Origin of the sequence: Streptomyces sp. NPDC019937 (assembly GCF_040631655.1) — a bacterium.
GTDB lineage: Bacteria > Actinomycetota > Actinomycetes > Streptomycetales > Streptomycetaceae > Streptomyces.
Window position 1 is genome coordinate 37,983 of record NZ_JBEYAL010000021.1, and the last position, 16,264, is coordinate 54,246.

Here is a 16,264-nt window from a genome sequence, read left to right on the forward strand (position 1 = left end):
CTTCGTCGGCCCACCCCATCGGGTCGATGCCCATCGCATCGTGAGTCAGCTTCTCGGCGCCTAGGGAAGGCAGGCATGACGATCCATCACCCCAGGGGCTTCCCCGACACGGATGCCCGGGATCTCCTCCGCTCACTGGTGGCGTCCGATCCGCCCCCGTTCGCCCTGCTGCGCAGAGCGGGCGCGGGCGGGCACGAGGTGGAGGTGCTGACCGGGACGGTGGCCGAGGTGGGGACGCTCGCCGAACTGCCGTCGCCCGGCCCCGGGGACGGGGACACCGGCCCCGGGGGAGGCGGACCGGCCGAGGTGCTGGCGGTCATTCCCTTCCGTCAGGTCACCGAGCGCGGCTACGCGTGCAACGACGACGGCGAACCGATCCTGGCGCTCGCCACCCGGCGCCGCGCCGCGCTCCCCGTCAAGGAGGCGCTGGATCTGCTGCCCGACGCCGAAGTCGACCTGCGCGACAGCGGGTTCGACATCGGGGACGAGGACTACGAGAAGGTCGTGGAGAAGATCCTCGACCAGGAGATCCGGGCCGGTGAGGGCTCCAACTTCGTCATCAGGCGCTCCTTCCGGGCCACCCTGTCCGACTACCGGCCCGAGGTCGCCATGACCGTCTTCCGGCGGCTGCTGACCATGGAGTCCGGCGCCTACTGGACCTTCGTGGTGCACACCGGCGACCGCACCTTCGTCGGCGCCTCCCCGGAGCTGCACGTCCAGGTCGACGGGGGCACCGCGCGGATGAACCCGATCAGCGGCACCTACCGCTATCCGCCCTCCGGCGCGGATCTGGACGGGGTGCTGGCGTTCCTGGGCGACCAGAAGGAGACCGACGAACTCTTCATGGTCGTGGACGAAGAGCTGAAGATGCTCGCCCGGGTCTGCGACCGCGGCGCCCGGGCCCGCGGCCCCTATCTGCGCGAGATGGCCAAGCTCGCGCACACCGAATACCTGCTGGAGGGCGCCACGTCGCGGGACGTGCGCGAGGTGCTGCGCGAGACGATGTTCGCGCCGACCATCACCGGCAGCCCGCTGGAGAACGCCTGCCGGGTGATCGCCCGGCACGAGGAGAGCGGCCGCGGCTACTACGGCGGCGCCCTGGCCCTCCTCGGCCGGGACCCCACCGGCCGGGCCACCCTGGACTCGGCGATCCTGATCCGCACCGCCGACATCAGCCGCGCGGGCGCCCTGCGCATCGACGTCGGCGCCACCCTGGTCCGGGACTCCCGTCCCGCCGCCGAGGTCGCCGAGACCTGGGCCAAGGTGGACGCGCTGCTGGCCGCCACCGGACTGGAGCGGCGGGCGGGGACCACCGCGCCGGTCCGGCCCGCGGGCGGCGGCGCGCCACTCGCCCGCGACCCCGAGGTGATCAGCGCGCTGGAGCGGCGCAACGCCGGGCTGTCGGCCTTCTGGCTGGGCAAGGAGGACGCCGTGGACGCCGCGCCCGCGCGGACCGCCGGGCCGGAGGCCGGACGGGTGCTCATCGTGGACGCCGAGGACATGTTCACCGGCATGCTCGGCCACCAGACCCGCTCGCTGGGCCTGGACGCCACCATCCGCCCCTGGGACGCGGTCCGCCCCGGCGACATCGACGGCTACGACTGCGTCGTGCTCGGCCCCGGCCCCGGTGACCCCCGGGCCACCACCGACCCCAAGGTGCGCGGCATCGCCGGCCTGATCGGCCGGCTCTTCGCCCAAGGTGTCCCGTTCGTCGGCGAATGCCTCAGCCACCAGGTGCTGTGCGCGCTGCTGGGGCTCGAACTCTTCGCCCGGGAGCGGCCCAACCAGGGCACCCAGCGCCGCATCGACTTCTTCGGACGCTCCGAGGCGGTCGGCTTCTACAACTCCTACGCCGCTCGCCACCCCGCCGGCCGGCTCGACTCCCCCCTCGCGCGCGGCACCGTCGAGCTGTGCCGCGACCCGGCCACCGGCGAGGTGCACGCGGTGCGCGGCGAGCGCTTCGCCGCCACCCAGTTCCACCTGGAGTCGGTGCTCACCGAACACGGCACCGACCTCCTCGCCGACCTGCTCGGCTGGGCGCTGCGGCGACGGCCCGCCGAGCTGATCGAATGCGACGCCGAGCGGTGATCGGCGACGGCACCCGGGCCGCGCCCGGACCCACCGGGCCCGAGGGGACGGTGGCCGCCCAGCAGCCGGAGTGGCGGACCCACCCCGACTACGCGGCGAGCCGGGCCGCGCTGGCCGCCGCGCCCGCGCTGGTGACCGCCGCCGAGCTGACCCGGCTGCGCCGGGCGCTGGCGGTGGTGGCCGGTGGCGGCGCGCGGATGGTGCAGCTCGGCGACTGCGCGGAGAGCTTCGAGGAGACCGGCGCCGATCACGTCCGGGCCAAGACGGCCGTCCTGCACGCCCTCGCCGACGAACTCGCGGACGGCGGACCGGTGTTACGGGTCGGCCGGATCGGCGGCCAGTTCGCCAAGCCGCGCAGCCGGCCCTTCGAGGACGTCGACGGGGTGCCGCTGCCCGCCTTCCGGGGCCACATGGTCAACGGCGAGGCCCCGTCCGCCGCGGCGCGGGCCCACGACCCGCGGCGGATGGTGCGGGCGTACGAGGCGAGCGCCGAGGTGTTACGGGTCCTCGCCCGCGAGCGGGACCGCCGGCGGCACCCCGGCGACGCGTGGTGCGACGGGCCCTGGGCCAGCCACGACGCGCTGGTCATCGACTACGAGGCCCCGCTGGTCCGCGCCGACGCCGGGCAGCGGATCCTCGGCTCCACCCATCTGCCCTGGCTCGGCGACCGCACCAGGGCGCCCGGCTCGGCCCATGTGCGGCTGCTGTCCCAGGTGGCCAACCCGGTCGCGCTCAAGCTCGGCCCCACCGCCGACCCCGCCGAACTGGTCGAGGTGTGCGCCCTGCTGGACCCCGACCGGGCGCCCGGCAGACTCACCCTGATCGCGCGCATGGGCGCGGAGCGGGTCACCGACCTGCTGCCGCCCCTGGTGGCCGCCGTACGGGCCGGGGGCCACCGGGCGGTCTGGCTGTCCGACCCGATGCACGGCAACACCGTCCGGGCGGGCGGGCGCAAGACCCGCCATCTGAGCGCCGTCGTGGACGAGGCGATCCGCTGCAGACGGGTCCTGGAACGGGCGGGGGAGCACCCCGGCGGACTCCATCTCGAAGTCGCCGCGTCGGATGTCACCGAATGCCTCGGCGGAAAGGTCGACGGCGTCGAGCGGCTTGGCGAGCGCTATACGACGCTGTGCGATCCTCGGCTGAATCCCGACCAGGCCGCCGAATTGATGCGCACCTGGATTCGCGCATAGGAATCCGTAGACTCGGAAATACCCTCAGGAGGTGAGGATTTGACCGAGCACAAGGAAACCGCCGGCATCGCCTGCCGGGTCGCACTGGTCACCGGTGCGGCCGGCGGAATCGGAACCGCCATCGCGCGGGCGCTCGCGGGCCGGGGAACCCTGGTGGCCGCCGTGGACAAGGACGCCGACGGGCTGACCGATCTGGTGGAGAAGATGGCGGCGGACGGACTGACCGCCGTCGCCTTTCCCGCCGATGTCACCGACAGCGAGCGCATCAATGAGATCGTCGACCGGATCGAAACCGAACTCGGCGCCGTGGACCTTTTGGTGAACGCGGCCGGAGTGATGCGGGCCGGGTCCGCCCTGGAAATGTCGGACATCGATTGGCGGGCCATCTTCTCGATCAATCTGGACGGCGTCTTCCACTGTTCCCGGGCCGTCGCCTCGCGCATGAAGGAACGCGGCGAGGGCGCCATCGTGACCGTCGCCTCCAACGCGGGCCGGATACCCCGGGTGCATATGGCGGCGTACGGCGCCTCGAAGGCCGCCGCGTCCCTCTACACCAAATCCCTCGGACTGGAACTGGCGGAATACGGAATCCGCTGCAATGTGGTGTCACCCGGTTCGACCGACACCGACATGCTGCGTTCGCTGTGGTCCACCGATGCCGACCGGCAGACCACCCTCGACGGTTCGACGGCCACGTACAAGACCGGAATCCCGTTGCGCCGGATCGCCGAACCCGGAGACATCGCGGAGGCCGTGCTCTTCCTCGCCTCCGACCGGGCCCGGCACATCACCATGCAGGACCTGTGCGTCGACGGCGGCGCCATTCTGGGGGTGTGAGGCATGGGAATCCCCGCCATCGCGCCCTATCCGATGCCGACCGCGGCCGATCTGCCGAAGAACCAGGTCGACTGGCGGCCCGACCCCGAGCGCGCCGTCCTGTTCCTCCACGACATGCAGCGGTACTTCCTGGCGCCCTACGACCCGGAAAGCGCCCTGTACGGCGAACTGCTGGCCAACACCCGCGCCCTGCGCGCCCGGGCCGCCGCGCTCGGCATGCCGGTGGTGTACTCGGCCCAGCCCGGCGGCATGGACCGCGGCGAGCGCGGTCTGCTGCACGACTTCTGGGGGCCCGGGATGTCCGCGCACGAGCGGGACACCGGAATCGTCGAACCGCTGCGCCCGGCCGACGGGGACACCGTTCTGACGAAATGGCGTTACAGCGCTTTCGTCCGCTCCGATCTCCGTGATCTGATGCAGAAGTCCGGCCGCGACCAACTGATCGTGTGCGGGGTTTACGCCCACGTCGGCTGTCTGATGACCGCGGTCGACGCCTTCAGCTCCGATATCCAGCCGTTCCTGGTCGCGGACGCCCTCGCCGATTTCACCGCCGACCACCACCGGTCCGCGCTGGACTATGCCGCGCGATGCTGCGCGGCGATCCACACCACCGAGCAGATGCTGGATTTCCTGGCCGCCCGATAGAGGGGTGCTGACCCATGAGTTCCACGGAAACGTTTCGCGTGGCCGCCACCACCGACATCCGTGCCGATCCCGCCACCGTCTTCGCCTATGTCAGCGACCTCACCCGGGGCGGTGAGTGGAGCCCCGAATGCCTGGGCGGTGAGTGGACCGAAGGAGAACCGGGGGCGGTCGGTTCGGTGTTCACCGCGCGCAATCACCGCGAGCCGGATGTGGTGGCCTGGGCGCCGGTCGTGCGCGGGGACTGGACCACGCAATGCGAGGTCGTGGAATCCACCGCGCCCCGCGCGTTCAGCTGGGCCATGCGCACCAAGGACGGCCGCGCCCAGGAGAGCGTATGGTCGTTCACGGTCGAGCCGACGGCGGGCGGCAGCACGCTGACCCACGCCTTCTGGATGGGCGAACTGACCGAAGGCATGCGGGGAATTCTCCACGGCATGAACGACGCCGAGGTGAAGAAGTTCCTCGACGACTGGTCGGACAAGATCGTCGGCGATATGCGGACATCGCTCGCCCGTATCAAAGCCGCACTCGAAACCGCCTCCTGACGGCGAGGGGTGACGCCCACCGTGATTCTGCAACGCATCGGGAACAGAGGTCTGTTCCTGGGCTCCTTCTTCGACGGTGCCGCCAAGAAGAGCCCGTACCAGAAAATCACCCTCGACCACGAACTCGACATCGCGCCGGAGCTGGGCACCGACCTCACCGTCTACGCCTGCGCGAATCTCGTCGCCGAAATGGCGTCCGCGCTGCGTGATCTGCGGGTGCGTCCGGGAGACAAGGTCGCCGTCTACAAGGAGGACGGCTTCGACATCTTCCTGCTCACCTGCGCGGTCGCCCGCGTCGGCGCGGTGCCCGTCGCCCTCTCGCCCAGCCTCGGCGGCGAGGTCGTCGCGGAGCTGCTGAGCCGCTGCGACTGGCCGCATCTGATCACCGACGAGAAGAAGCTCCTCGGCGAGCTGCCGCCGGAGGTGACCGAGGCGTGCGAGCGGGTCCTCCTGGTGGCCGGCGAGGCCGAGGGCACCACCCCGCTGCGGCGGGACCCCGAGGCGCGTCCACGCCCGTTCACCCGCACCAGGACCACGCGCCCGGCGCTGCTGACCCACACCTCCGGTACGACCGACATCCCGAAGCTCGTCGTGCACACCGCCCGGTCGCTGCGCGCCCGCTACCGCCCGCAGGCACTGGGCGCCCGGCTGCTGATACGCGGCCGCGAAACCCTCGCCGTCCGGGTGTCGTTCGTCCACTCGCGCCTGGTGACCGCGCTCGCCATCGCGCTCAAGCGCGGCTTCCCGATCGTCATCACCAAGGACGCCACGCCCGAGCGGATCGCCGACATCTTCGCCGAGACCAAGCCCGGTGTGCTGGAGGCCCACCCCAACACGTTCGTGGAGTGGGAGCCGCTGGCGCACGACCCGCGCGGTCCGCTGTCCAACGTGGTCGCCCTGAGCAGCACGTTCGACGCGATCCACCCGCGCACCGTGCGGAAGATCCTGGGCGCGTCCCGGCGCCGGCGCCCGTTCCACCTCCAGCTGTACGGCCAGAGCGAGGTCGGGCCCACCGTCGGGCGGGCCACCTCCCGGCGGCGCGCGACGTCCGCCGACGGGCGCTGCGTCGGCTTCCCGTTCCCCGGGATGACGGCAGTCCGGGTGGTCGACCGCGACGGCCGCACCCCAGGGCCCGGCACCCCCGGCTTCATCGAGGTCCGCTCCGACGGCCGGGCGCTCACCTACTTCGGCGAGGACGCCCGCTTCCAGCGGCAGCTGGACGACGGCTGGTGGCGGATGGGCGACGTCGGCTACCGCACCCGCTGGGGCTGTCTGCACGTCTCCGACCGCGAGGTCGACGTCATCCCCGGCTTCGGCAGCGCGCTGGAGGCCGAGGACCTGCTGATGTCGCGGCTCGACAGCCTCCTGGAGGTCGTGGTCGTCCCCGGGGACGAGGGCAAGCCGACCCCGGTCGTGGTGACCCGGGACGGCGGTCCGCTGGACCTCGTCCAGTGGCGGAAGGCCGCCGCCCAACTGGCCCCGATGCGCCCGCCGGTGCGGCTGAGTCTGGACGAACTGCCGCGCACCGCCACCGCCAAGGTGCGGCGGCTGGAGCTGGCGCGGCTGCTGCGGGACCGGACCACCGAGCCCGGGCCGGACGCCCGGCCGACCGACGAGCAGGGGGAAGGCCACCATGGCGCAGCGTAGAACGCCCGATCACGAGCGCGTGTTCGGCTGGCTGGACGACCCGTCGGACGAGCGCGGGATGCGGTTCCGGCTGGACGACGGCTCCTGGCAGCGGCTCACCTACCGGGAGCTGGCGCGGCGGACCCTGGGCGCGGGCGCCGCGCTCGCGGACGCGGGTGTGCGGCCCGGCGACGTGGTGCCGCTGGTGCTGCCGGGCGGGGAGGACTTCGTCACGCAGTTCTTCGGGCTGCTCGCCATCGGCGCCACCCCGTCCGTGCTGCCCCTGCCGCTGGCCCTGCGCGGGGGCGAGGGCTACCAGAACCAGCTGAAGGCCATCACCGCCCGCATCCACCCGCGCCACGCCATCGCCGACCCGCGCTACCACGACGTGGTGGCGGAGAACGTGGCCCGGCTCGGCGGCGCCACCGAGGTGCTGGCGCCGCGTCACGCCGACCGCCCGGAGGAGCCGCCGCGCGCCTGGGGCGAGCTGGCGGTGCTCCAGTTCACCTCGGGCTCCCGCGGCTCACCGCGCGGGCTGCGCATCTCGATGGCCAACCTGGCCACCAACCTGCGCATGATCCAGGGCTGGATGAACCCGGTGGGCTACGGCGCGGTCACCTGGCTGCCGCTCTACCACGACATGGGGCTGGTCGGCGGGCTGCTGGGCGCGCTGACCCTCCAGGTGGAGCACGCGCTGATGCGGCCCGAACAGTTCATCCGGGACACCCGCGGCTGGATCGCCGAATACGGCCGCACCCCGTACTCCAACATGTGCATGCCCAACTTCGGCTTCGAGCGGGTGCTCTCGGCGGTCCGCCCCGACGACCTCGAGGGGCTGGACTTCTCCCCGCTGACCGCCGTGGTCAGCGGCGCGGAGCGGATCGACCCCGCGGTGCTGGCCCGCTTCGCCGCGCTCCTCGGCCCCCACGGCTTCGACGTACGGGCGCTGATGCCCGCGTACGGGCTGGCCGAGGGCACCCTCGCGGTCACCGGGGTGAGCAAGCACCACGCCGCCCGGATGGTGCGGGCCGGCGGCCTGGAGCGGCGGCTGGGGGAGAAGCTGGACGTGAGCGAGGTCGTCGAGCTGACCACCGTGCCCGTCGACGAGCCCTGGACGTGGCAGGTCTCCTGCGGTCCGCCGCTGGAGACCGCGCGCGTGGAGATCCTGGACGAGGACGGCGCCCCGCAGCCCGAAGGGGTGCTCGGCGAGATCTACGTCGAGGGTCCCTCGGTCGCCGACGGCTACGCCGACCCGCGCCCCGAGGACCTGGCCAAGCTGCACGACGGCAAGCTCTACACCGGCGACGCCGGATTCCTGCTGGACGGCGAGCTGTATGTGATCGGCCGGCTCGGCGACAGCGTGAAGATCAACGGCCAGAACGTCTTCGTCGAGGACATCGAACTCGAACTCGTCGCCTCCGGGGCCATCTCCCGGCGGTACGCGACCGTCGTCGCCGGGATCACCGGGGGCGAACCGACGGTGCTGGTGGTCACCGAACGCCCGCTGGGCGACCGGCTGGACGACGCGCTGTCCGTCATCTCGTCGTTCACCGGCGACACGGCCCGCGCCGAGGTGCGGTACGTCAAGCGCGGCACCATCCCCCTGACCTCCAGCCGCAAGCCCCGCCGCCGCTCGCTGTGGCTGTCCTACGTGGCGGGTGAACTGAAGGAGCGTAACGACTCGTGAGTGTTGTGGCCGCAACCGTGGAGCAGACCGCACCGGCCGGTCAGACCTCCCGCCTCTTCACGGCCGGGCCGTTCGGCGAGCGGGTGGAGGACACCCGTGAGCGCGTCGCGGAGCTGCTGCGGCGGGCCTTCGAACCGGTCGCCGAACAGGCCGAGGCCGAGGGGCTGTTCCCGCGCGACGCGCTGGCCGGACTCGGCCGCGCCGGACTGTTCGAGGAGCGCTGGCGCGACGCGTCCGCCGCGGACCCGTACGGCGACCCCGGACTCGGGGTGATCATCGCCGAGGAGAGCGGCCGGCTCGGCCGGGCGAGCCTGTCGGTCGGGCTCAGCCTGCACTGCGAGACGGTCCTGTCCGTCCTCACCCGCTTCGGGGATTCACCCCTGCTGGCCGCGTACCGGGCCGGGGCGCTGGAAGGGCGGCTGGTGGGCTGTCTCGGCGCCTCCGAACCGACCGGCGGCTCCGACCTCAACGGGGTGCGCACGGTCGCCCGCAAGACGCCCGGCGGCTGGCGGGTCACGGGCGAGAAGAAGTATCTGTCGCTCGGCCTGGTCTGCGACTTCGCCCTGCTGCTGTGCCGGCTGGACGAGGGCTCGGGGCCGGTCGACGGCAGGCTCGGGCTGCTCGCCGTACCGCGCGCCGGACTCAGCCCCCGCAAACGGCTCGACAAGGCGGGCACCTCCGCGCTCGACACCACCTGGATGGTCATCGACGCCGAGGTGCCCGACGAGGCCCTGGTCGGGCGGCGCGGCGGCGGACTCCTCGGCGCCACCTGGGGGCTGAACCACGAACGGCTCTCCATCGCCGCCCAGGCCGTCGGCGGCGCGGCCCGCGCCATCGGGCTGGCCACCGCGCACCTCCAGCGCCGCAAGCAGTTCGGCAAACCGCTGATCGAACAGCAGGCGCTGCGGCTGCGGCTGGCCGAGCTGTCGTCCCGGCTGATCGGCCTGCGCTACGCCGTCTACACCGCCGCCCAGGGCGTACCCGTGCCCGGCGGGTGCGGCACCCGCGAGATCGCGGCGCTCAAGACCACGGCGGCGCGGTTCGTCGAAGAGGTGATGAGCGAGTGCATGCACCTGTTCGGCGGCCCCGGCTATCTGGAGGACGAGACGCCGCTCGCCCGCATGTGGCGCGACTCCCGGCTGGCCCGGCTCGGCGGCGGCACCGACGAGATGATGTGGGAGCTGGTCGCCGGGGGACTGGTGCCCGACATCGCCGCCTACGACGAGGATGTCGATCTCGGATGAAGCTGCTGCTGACCGGAATCACCGGACAACTCGGCACCGCGGTCGCCGAGATCGCCCCGAGCCGCGGGGTCGGGATCGTGCCGCTGGTGCGCCGCGCCCGCCCCGGCCAGGTCCCCTTCGAGCGGCTGTTCCCCTCCCTCGCCACGGCACGGGTCGGCGGCGATGTGCGCGAACCGCTGTGGGGGCTGTCGGAGGCGGAGCTGGACGAGCTTGCCGAGGACGTGGACGCCGTCGCCAACCTCGCCGGGGACACCAACTGGGCAGGCAGCGGCCGCGATCTGTACGCCGTCAACGTGCTGGGCGCCCGCAACGGCTACGACGTCGCCCGCGAGCTGCAGCGCCGCTCCGGCCGCCGCGTCGTCTACGGCTACGCGTCCTCGATCTTCGTCGCGGGCGGCACCCTCGGCCGGATCGCCGAGACCCCGCTCGCCCCCGACCGCCACCGCACCGCGTACGAGCACAGCAAATGGCTGGCCGAACAGGAGCTGACGCGGCGGCACGGCCCCGGCGAGCCCGACGTCCTCATCAGCCGCGTCGCCGCCCTGCTCGGCGACTCGCGGACCGGCGCCACCCGCAAGCGCAACTCGCTGTACCTGCTGGCCGAGCGGTGGGACGAGCTGCCCGGCCGGATCCTGCCCGCCATGCGCGGCGCCCGGGTCGACGTCCTGCCGCGCGACCTGGCGGCGGGCACCCTGCTGGACGCGCTGGCCGGGCTGCACCGCTCCGGGCCGCGCCCCGAGCCCGTCGTCACCCATCTGTCCGCCGGGGAGCGGGCCCCGTCGATCCGCGGCCTGCTGGAGGTGGCGCGCGGCCTCGCGCCGCTGCGCTTCGGCACGTGGCTGCGGCTGGTCCCGGCCTCCGCCGAACAGGTGCTGTGGCTGTCCGCCAACGCCGAACGCTTCCTGCCGCTGTCCCCGGCATGGCGCAACAGCGTCATCGGCCTGCGCTACATCGGGCTCGACCGGGTGATGGAACGCGGCAGGCTGGCCGGTCTGGTGGACGGGCCGCTGCCCGAACCCTCCACCGAACTGCTCGCCCGGCTGCTGTTCGACCTCCCGGCGCCGAAGCGCCCCCTGGCCCCCGCCGACAGCGGATTGTCGAGGTTCCTGGCATGAACGATCCCGGCATGAACGTGCTGATCCTCGGTGGCTCCGGATTCCTGGGCACGGCCGTGGCGCAGGCATGCGAACGCGACGGCGCCACCGTCCGGGTCCTCTCCCGCGGTGGCCGCACCGCCGTCGGCGAGGGCGTCCGCGGCGATGTGCGGATGCCGCGCCTCGGCCTGTCCGCCGCCGACCTGGCCCGGGTCCGGGAGGAGACCACCCATGTGGTGCTCTGCTTCGGCTCGGTGTCCTGGACCTCGGGCCCGGGCGAGGTGCTGGAGACGCACAGCTCCGGGATGCGCTCGGCGCTGGCCTTCCTGCGCGAACTGCCCGGGCTGAAGCAGGCCGTGCACATCTCCTCGCTGCTGGCGCTCGGCCGCGCCAAGGGCCGGATCACCAACCGCGAGCTGTACACCGGCCAGCGCTTCCGCAACTGGTACGAGTACGGCAAGTACTGCGCGGAGCGGCTGGTCCGGGACACCGCCCCCGAACTCCCCGTCGGCGTCGTCCGCTTCGGCCCGGTGCTCGGCCCCGACCCGCGCGGCGGACGGCCCGACACCCGGCAAGGGCTGCCGATGGTCTTCCCGCATCTGCTGGCCGGATATCCGGTGCACCTGGCCCGGCGCGGGGAGTTCCCCTGCTGGATCACCGACGCCACCTCCGCCGCGCAGATCGTGCTGAAGGCGCTCACCCAGCCCATCGGCCGGTCCACCTGGACCTGGTTCGACCCCGCGACGCCCACCCTCGGCGAGGTCTTCACCGAGGTGTGCCGCCCCTGGGGCGTGGTGCCGAAGATCGTCGAGGCCGGGCCGCTCGGCCGGCTCACCCGCCTGATCGGCGAACGGGTCGGCACGCCACGGGAGCTGACCGAGTACACCGAGCCCTGGTTCGACCTGGACGTCGACGTCCTCAAGGAGATCCCCGAGCCCTGGCCCGTCCCCGACCCCGACTACCTCGGGGCCACCGGTGAGGCGCTGCGCGGCGGTACGGAGAGGAGGGCCCTCGTATGACCGAGCAGGTCACGGAAGAGTCCACCGAGCGACCCGCGTCCGTGGACACCGACCCGCATCCCTACTTCCGCGTCTACTCGGCGGGCAACTTCGGCGAAGTGGCCCCGCAGCGGCTCTCGCCCATGTCCTGGTCGCTGGTGGGCGACCCGATGGAGCGCGGCACCCGCGCCCTGGCCCGGCGGCTGTGGGGCCGCCCGGCCTGGGCCGAGGGCGGGCACTATGTCTTCGTCGGCTACTTCGGCTGCCGCCCGTACCACAACCTGGCCGCCTACTGTCATCTGTCCGCCTCCATCCCGGGACTTCAGCCGAGCGACGTCACCGACGCCTACTTCGAGGGCATCGACTCCCCGGAGGAGCTGACCGCGCTGCGCTCCGGCCGGGTCCGCCAGGTCGCGGGCAGCGCCAAGCTGCTGGGCGAGCTGCGCGACACCGGGCCGCGGCTGCGCGCGCTGGAGGAGCGGGTCGCCGAGCTGGAGTGGGGGCTGCGCGCCGCGACCACCACGGACAGCCCCATCGCGCTGGCCGGGGTGGAGCGCGACGCGCTGCCCGTCCTCGAGGAGGCGTGGGCGGTGCACATCCTGACCACCTCCGGGCTGGTGCCGGTCCGCGCGCTCCAGCGGCGCGTCTACGGCAAGCTGCTGCGGCACGGCAAGGAGATCGCGCACTGGCTCACCCGCCCGCGCGAACTGGTCTGGGACCGGCTGCACACCGCGGCCTCCACCCTGGACCCGTTCGGCCCCGGTGACTTCCTGGCCTCCTCCTTCTACGAGGTCGCCGACGGGCAGGCCCCCTGGCAGGACTACGCGGTGCGGCACAAGCAGGTGGCGGGCGGCAGCGGCGAGGCGTCCGTGGCGCCGATCGACCCGGCCGAGGCGCTGGCCGGGATGGTCTCGCCCTGGCGCAGCCGCACCGTACGGTCGCTGGCGGTCGCGGTCGGCGAGATGATGGCCGGACGCGAGCACTCCAAGTCCCTGGCGATGCGCACCCTGCACGTCTACCGACGGCTGCTGCCCGCGCTGGCGGGGCACCTGGGCGGCGACGCCGGTCTGTGGCCGTATCTGACGATCCGGGAGTTCACCGAGCTGGCCACCCGGCCGGGGCTGATCGAGCGGGCCCGGCCGCGGATCGAGGCCTGCCGGGCCGCGCTCGCCACCCCGATGCCCGAACACCTCGACCTCACCGGCGACGACGGCGTGATCCGGCCCTGGCTGAGCCAGACGCCCCAGGGACTGCGCGGGGTGGCGCCCGGCATCGGCACCGGCACCGTGATGACCCCCGAGGGCGATCTGCCCGACGAACCCGTCATCATCGTCTGCTCGTCCGCCGACGCGGACATCGCCCCGCTGCTGCCCTTCGCCGAGGGCGTGCTGAGCGAGCGCGGCAGCGATCTGTCGCACATCGCGATCCTCTCCCGCGAGTACGGGATTCCGTGCGTCGTGGGCTATCCCGGCGCGGCCTCGCTGCCTGCGGGCACGGCCGTCTCCATCAACGGCAGTACCGGAGAGGTGAACCTCCTTGACCATTCCTGACTCCGCGCAGACCGCCCGGACATCCGTCAATTCCGAGACCCTGACCGCTTTGGAAGAGGTCTACGCCCAGGTCAAGCGGGTCCAGCGGGATCTGCGGCCGACCGACCGCATCATCCAGGACCTGGAGATCGACTCGCTGGCCACCCTGGAGATCCTGCTGGCCCTGGAGGAACGCTTCGGCGTGGCGCTGGTCGACAACCCCAAGGCAGCCACCATCACGACGGTCGGGGACCTCGTCGGACTCCTCGACGAACTGCGCGCCGACGCCACCACGACATGACGACGGGAGAGACCGTGCTTCCCGACACCGCCGCCTTCGACGTCCTGCACACCCTGGTCATCAAGGGCATGGCGACCGCCGACCCCCTGGTGGCGGGCGCCGGGCACGACCGCGGGCGCGTCCTCGCCGAACTGGAGAAACTGCGGGCCGACGGGCTCGCCACCCACATGGAGCGGCGCGGACTGTGGCGCATCACGGCCGAGGGCCGCGAGCGGCACGCCGCGCTGATCGCCGACGACCTGGCGGGCGACGCCCGGGACCGGCTACGACCGGGATACGAGCGCTTCCTGCCGGTGAACGACCGGTTCAAGGAGCTGTGCACCCGCTGGCAGCTCCGCGACGGCGCCACCAACGACCACACCGACGCGGCGTACGACCAGGCGCGGGTGGCCGAACTCGGCGCCGTGCACGACGAGGTCGTGGAGGTGATCGGCGGGCTCGCCGCCGTACGCCCCCGCTTCGGGGCCTACGCCGATGGGCTCACCCGCGCGCTGACCCGGCTGCGCGACGGCGACCACAAGGCGTTCACCGGCGTCATGTGCGACTCGTACCACGACGTCTGGATGGAGCTGCACCGCGATCTGCTGCTCTCGCTGGGGATCGAGCGGGAGGCCGAGGAACGGGCGGGGACGGCCCGGTGAGCGGCGCGGACACCCGGGCGAGCGGCGCGGACACCGTGCTGCGGCTGACCGGCGAACTCGGCGACGGCGACCGGAGCGCGGTCGGCGGCAAGGCCGTGGGGCTCGCCGCGCTGCTGCGCGCCGGGGTGACCGTTCCCGACACCTGGGTGGTGCCGGTCGGCGCCGAGCCCGCCGCCGACGGCCTCGCCCGGCTCGCGGCGGCCGCCCCGCGCTGGGCGGTGCGCAGCTCGGCCACGGTCGAGGACGGGGCGGCGCTCAGCTACGCGGGCATGTTCCGCAGCGAACTCGACGTCCCCGCAGGCAAGTTGGCCGCCGCCATCGCCGCCGTACGGGACTCCGCGCGCAGCGGCCGGGTCGCCGCGTACCGGGAGCGCACCGCCTCCGGCCCGCTGCCGGAGGTCGGGATGGCGGTGCTGCTGCAGCCGTTCCGTACCCCGGTGCGCAGCGGGCTGTGGCTGGGCCGGGGCCCCGGCCGGGGGCGGTTGGAGTGGGTGCACGGCAGCGGCGACGCCCTGGTCTCCGGAGCCGTCACCCCCGCCTGGGAGGAGTGGACGCCCGAGGGGCCCGCCGGGGGATCGGAGCCGGAGCCGCTGACCGACGGCGGCCGACCGGTCGGCGCGGCGTGCGTCGCCGTGCAGGACGCCCTCGGCATGCCCGCCGACCTGGAGTTCGCCCTGCTCGAAGACGGCCTGGTGTGGCTTCAGTTCCGGCCGATGACCACGGCGCTGGGGGAGTCGCCGGGGCCCGCCGCCGGGAGGGACGAGAAGGTCGTCCACGGCATCGCGGCATCCGCCGGGGCGGCCACCGCCCCGGCGCTGCGGCTGCGGGACATCGACGACCCCCGCTGGGAGCCGGGCGCGGTGCTGCTCGCCGAGCGGACCGACCCGGACTGGGTCCCGCTGATGGCGGAGGCCGCCGCCCTGGTCACCGCCGAGGGCGGCATGCTGTGCCACGCCGCCATCGTGGCCCGCGAACTCGGGGTGCCCTGTGTCACCGGGGTCGGCGCGGTGGCGCTGGAGCGGCTGTCCGCGGGCGGCCCGGTGGCGGTCGACGGCTCGGCGGGGACGGTGGCGATCCTGTGACCCCCGTACGCGAGGAGCTGGCCGATCTCGCCGAGGAGCAGCGGGAGTTCGGCGAGCTGGTGCGGTCCCTCGACGCCACCGACCTCGGCCGTGACTCGGCGGCGGACGGCTGGACCGTGGCCGACCAGGTGTCCCATCTGGCCGACACCGAGGAGGTCGCCCGCGACACCCTGGCGGGCGGCCCGCGCGCGTTCGCCGCCGCCGTCCCCGCGTATCCGACCGCCGAGGACTTCACCGCCGCCGGATGCCGCCGGGGCGACGGGCTGTCGCCGGAGGATCTCGCCGCCTGGTGGGACCGCGCCGGTACGGCGACCCGCCGGCTGCTGGCGGAACGCGCCCCCGGCGACCGCGTGGCCTGGGGCTTCGGCATGAGCACCGAGGTGTTCGCCACCGCCCGGCTCATGGAGCACTGGGCGCACGGCCTGGACATCCGCGACGCGCTGGGACTTGCCGTGCCCGAGACGCCCCGGCTGCGCCACGTCGCCGCCCTCGGCCACGCCACCCTGCGCTACGCCCTGGCCCGCGCCCGGGTGCGCCCGCCCGCCGGCCGCACCCTGCGGCTGGAGCTGACGGCGGGCGACGGCACCGGCTACGCGTACGGGCCCGAGGACGCGACCGATGTGCTGCGCGGCCCGCTGCTGGCCTGGTGCCGGACCGCGACCCGGCGCACCCGGGGCGCCCCGGCGGGGCGGCTGACGGCCGACGGGGACCTCGCCGAACTCGCGCTGCTGCACGCGCGGGCCTATCTGTGAGA

Annotated in this window: 15 protein-coding genes; all 15 read left to right on the forward strand. The window is 73.5% G+C overall.

Annotated elements, in window-relative coordinates:
* Positions 1-75: 75 nt before the first annotated feature.
* The 15 genes from ABZ562_RS21685 to ABZ562_RS21755 are packed head-to-tail and all read left to right on the forward strand — an operon-like array spanning position 76 to position 16,262.
* A complete protein-coding gene (locus ABZ562_RS21685; RefSeq protein ID WP_361482034.1) occupies positions 76-2,088 on the forward strand; it encodes an anthranilate synthase family protein in 2,013 nt (670 codons plus the stop codon).
* The gene (locus ABZ562_RS21690; RefSeq protein ID WP_361482037.1) at positions 2,070-3,281 is read left to right on the forward strand and encodes a 3-deoxy-7-phosphoheptulonate synthase; all 1,212 of its coding nucleotides are present in this window, start codon (positions 2,070-2,072) and stop codon (positions 3,279-3,281) included. The genes ABZ562_RS21685 and ABZ562_RS21690 overlap by 19 nt, the downstream gene beginning before the upstream one ends.
* 39 nt (positions 3,282-3,320) lie before the next feature.
* Complete coding sequence (locus tag ABZ562_RS21695) at positions 3,321-4,118, forward strand: 2,3-dihydro-2,3-dihydroxybenzoate dehydrogenase (RefSeq protein WP_361482040.1); 798 nt, start codon at positions 3,321-3,323, stop codon at positions 4,116-4,118.
* A gap of 3 nt (positions 4,119-4,121) precedes the next feature.
* Positions 4,122-4,763: an isochorismatase family protein gene (locus tag ABZ562_RS21700; protein ID WP_361482043.1), complete on the forward strand. Its 642-nt coding sequence runs from the start codon at positions 4,122-4,124 to the stop codon at positions 4,761-4,763.
* Between the two features lie 14 nt (positions 4,764-4,777).
* Positions 4,778-5,308 (forward strand): SRPBCC family protein, encoded by a 531-nt coding sequence (locus ABZ562_RS21705; protein WP_361482046.1) that lies wholly within the window; start codon positions 4,778-4,780, stop codon positions 5,306-5,308.
* A gap of 21 nt (positions 5,309-5,329) precedes the next feature.
* Positions 5,330-6,955 carry a class I adenylate-forming enzyme family protein gene (locus ABZ562_RS21710; RefSeq protein ID WP_361482049.1) on the forward strand — a complete coding sequence of 542 codons (1,626 nt, stop codon included), beginning with the start codon at positions 5,330-5,332 and terminating at the stop codon, positions 6,953-6,955.
* A complete protein-coding gene (locus ABZ562_RS21715; protein ID WP_361482052.1) occupies positions 6,942-8,621 on the forward strand; it encodes an AMP-binding protein in 1,680 nt (559 codons plus the stop codon). The genes ABZ562_RS21710 and ABZ562_RS21715 overlap by 14 nt, the downstream gene beginning before the upstream one ends.
* Complete coding sequence (locus ABZ562_RS21720; protein ID WP_361482054.1) at positions 8,618-9,865, forward strand: acyl-CoA dehydrogenase family protein; 1,248 nt, start codon at positions 8,618-8,620, stop codon at positions 9,863-9,865. Before ABZ562_RS21715 ends, ABZ562_RS21720 begins: the two co-directional genes overlap by 4 nt.
* Complete coding sequence (locus tag ABZ562_RS21725) at positions 9,862-10,980, forward strand: SDR family oxidoreductase (RefSeq protein WP_361482057.1); 1,119 nt, start codon at positions 9,862-9,864, stop codon at positions 10,978-10,980. Before ABZ562_RS21720 ends, ABZ562_RS21725 begins: the two co-directional genes overlap by 4 nt.
* Positions 10,977-11,978 (forward strand): SDR family oxidoreductase, encoded by a 1,002-nt coding sequence (locus ABZ562_RS21730; RefSeq protein WP_361482059.1) that lies wholly within the window; start codon positions 10,977-10,979, stop codon positions 11,976-11,978. The genes ABZ562_RS21725 and ABZ562_RS21730 overlap by 4 nt, the downstream gene beginning before the upstream one ends.
* Positions 11,975-13,507 (forward strand): PEP-utilizing enzyme, encoded by a 1,533-nt coding sequence (locus tag ABZ562_RS21735; protein WP_361482062.1) that lies wholly within the window; start codon positions 11,975-11,977, stop codon positions 13,505-13,507. Before ABZ562_RS21730 ends, ABZ562_RS21735 begins: the two co-directional genes overlap by 4 nt.
* Positions 13,494-13,787: an acyl carrier protein gene (locus ABZ562_RS21740; protein ID WP_361482065.1), complete on the forward strand. Its 294-nt coding sequence runs from the start codon at positions 13,494-13,496 to the stop codon at positions 13,785-13,787. Before ABZ562_RS21735 ends, ABZ562_RS21740 begins: the two co-directional genes overlap by 14 nt.
* On the forward strand, positions 13,784-14,428 hold the full coding sequence (locus ABZ562_RS21745) for a transcriptional regulator (RefSeq protein ID WP_361482068.1): 645 nt from the start codon (positions 13,784-13,786) through the stop codon (positions 14,426-14,428). Before ABZ562_RS21740 ends, ABZ562_RS21745 begins: the two co-directional genes overlap by 4 nt.
* The gene (locus ABZ562_RS21750; protein ID WP_361482071.1) at positions 14,425-15,510 is read left to right on the forward strand and encodes a PEP-utilizing enzyme; all 1,086 of its coding nucleotides are present in this window, start codon (positions 14,425-14,427) and stop codon (positions 15,508-15,510) included. Before ABZ562_RS21745 ends, ABZ562_RS21750 begins: the two co-directional genes overlap by 4 nt.
* Positions 15,507-16,262 (forward strand): maleylpyruvate isomerase family mycothiol-dependent enzyme, encoded by a 756-nt coding sequence (locus ABZ562_RS21755; RefSeq protein ID WP_361482074.1) that lies wholly within the window; start codon positions 15,507-15,509, stop codon positions 16,260-16,262. The genes ABZ562_RS21750 and ABZ562_RS21755 overlap by 4 nt, the downstream gene beginning before the upstream one ends.
* Positions 16,263-16,264: the final 2 nt, after the last annotated feature.

Excerpts from the sequence above, each read along its gene's own strand:
- ABZ562_RS21700 (WP_361482043.1), top strand. The coding sequence starts at position 4,122 with ATGGGAATCCCCGCCATCGCGCCCTATCCGATGCCGACCGCGGCCGAT.
- ABZ562_RS21745 (WP_361482068.1), top strand. The coding sequence starts at position 13,784 with ATGACGACGGGAGAGACCGTGCTTCCCGACACCGCCGCCTTCGACGTC.
- ABZ562_RS21725 (WP_361482057.1), top strand. The coding sequence starts at position 9,862 with ATGAAGCTGCTGCTGACCGGAATCACCGGACAACTCGGCACCGCGGTC.
- ABZ562_RS21735 (WP_361482062.1), top strand. The coding sequence starts at position 11,975 with ATGACCGAGCAGGTCACGGAAGAGTCCACCGAGCGACCCGCGTCCGTG.
- ABZ562_RS21715 (WP_361482052.1), top strand. The coding sequence starts at position 6,942 with ATGGCGCAGCGTAGAACGCCCGATCACGAGCGCGTGTTCGGCTGGCTG.
- ABZ562_RS21685 (WP_361482034.1), top strand. The coding sequence starts at position 76 with ATGACGATCCATCACCCCAGGGGCTTCCCCGACACGGATGCCCGGGAT.
- ABZ562_RS21690 (WP_361482037.1), top strand. The coding sequence starts at position 2,070 with ATGCGACGCCGAGCGGTGATCGGCGACGGCACCCGGGCCGCGCCCGGA.
- ABZ562_RS21705 (WP_361482046.1), top strand. The coding sequence starts at position 4,778 with ATGAGTTCCACGGAAACGTTTCGCGTGGCCGCCACCACCGACATCCGT.
- ABZ562_RS21730 (WP_361482059.1), top strand. The coding sequence starts at position 10,977 with ATGAACGATCCCGGCATGAACGTGCTGATCCTCGGTGGCTCCGGATTC.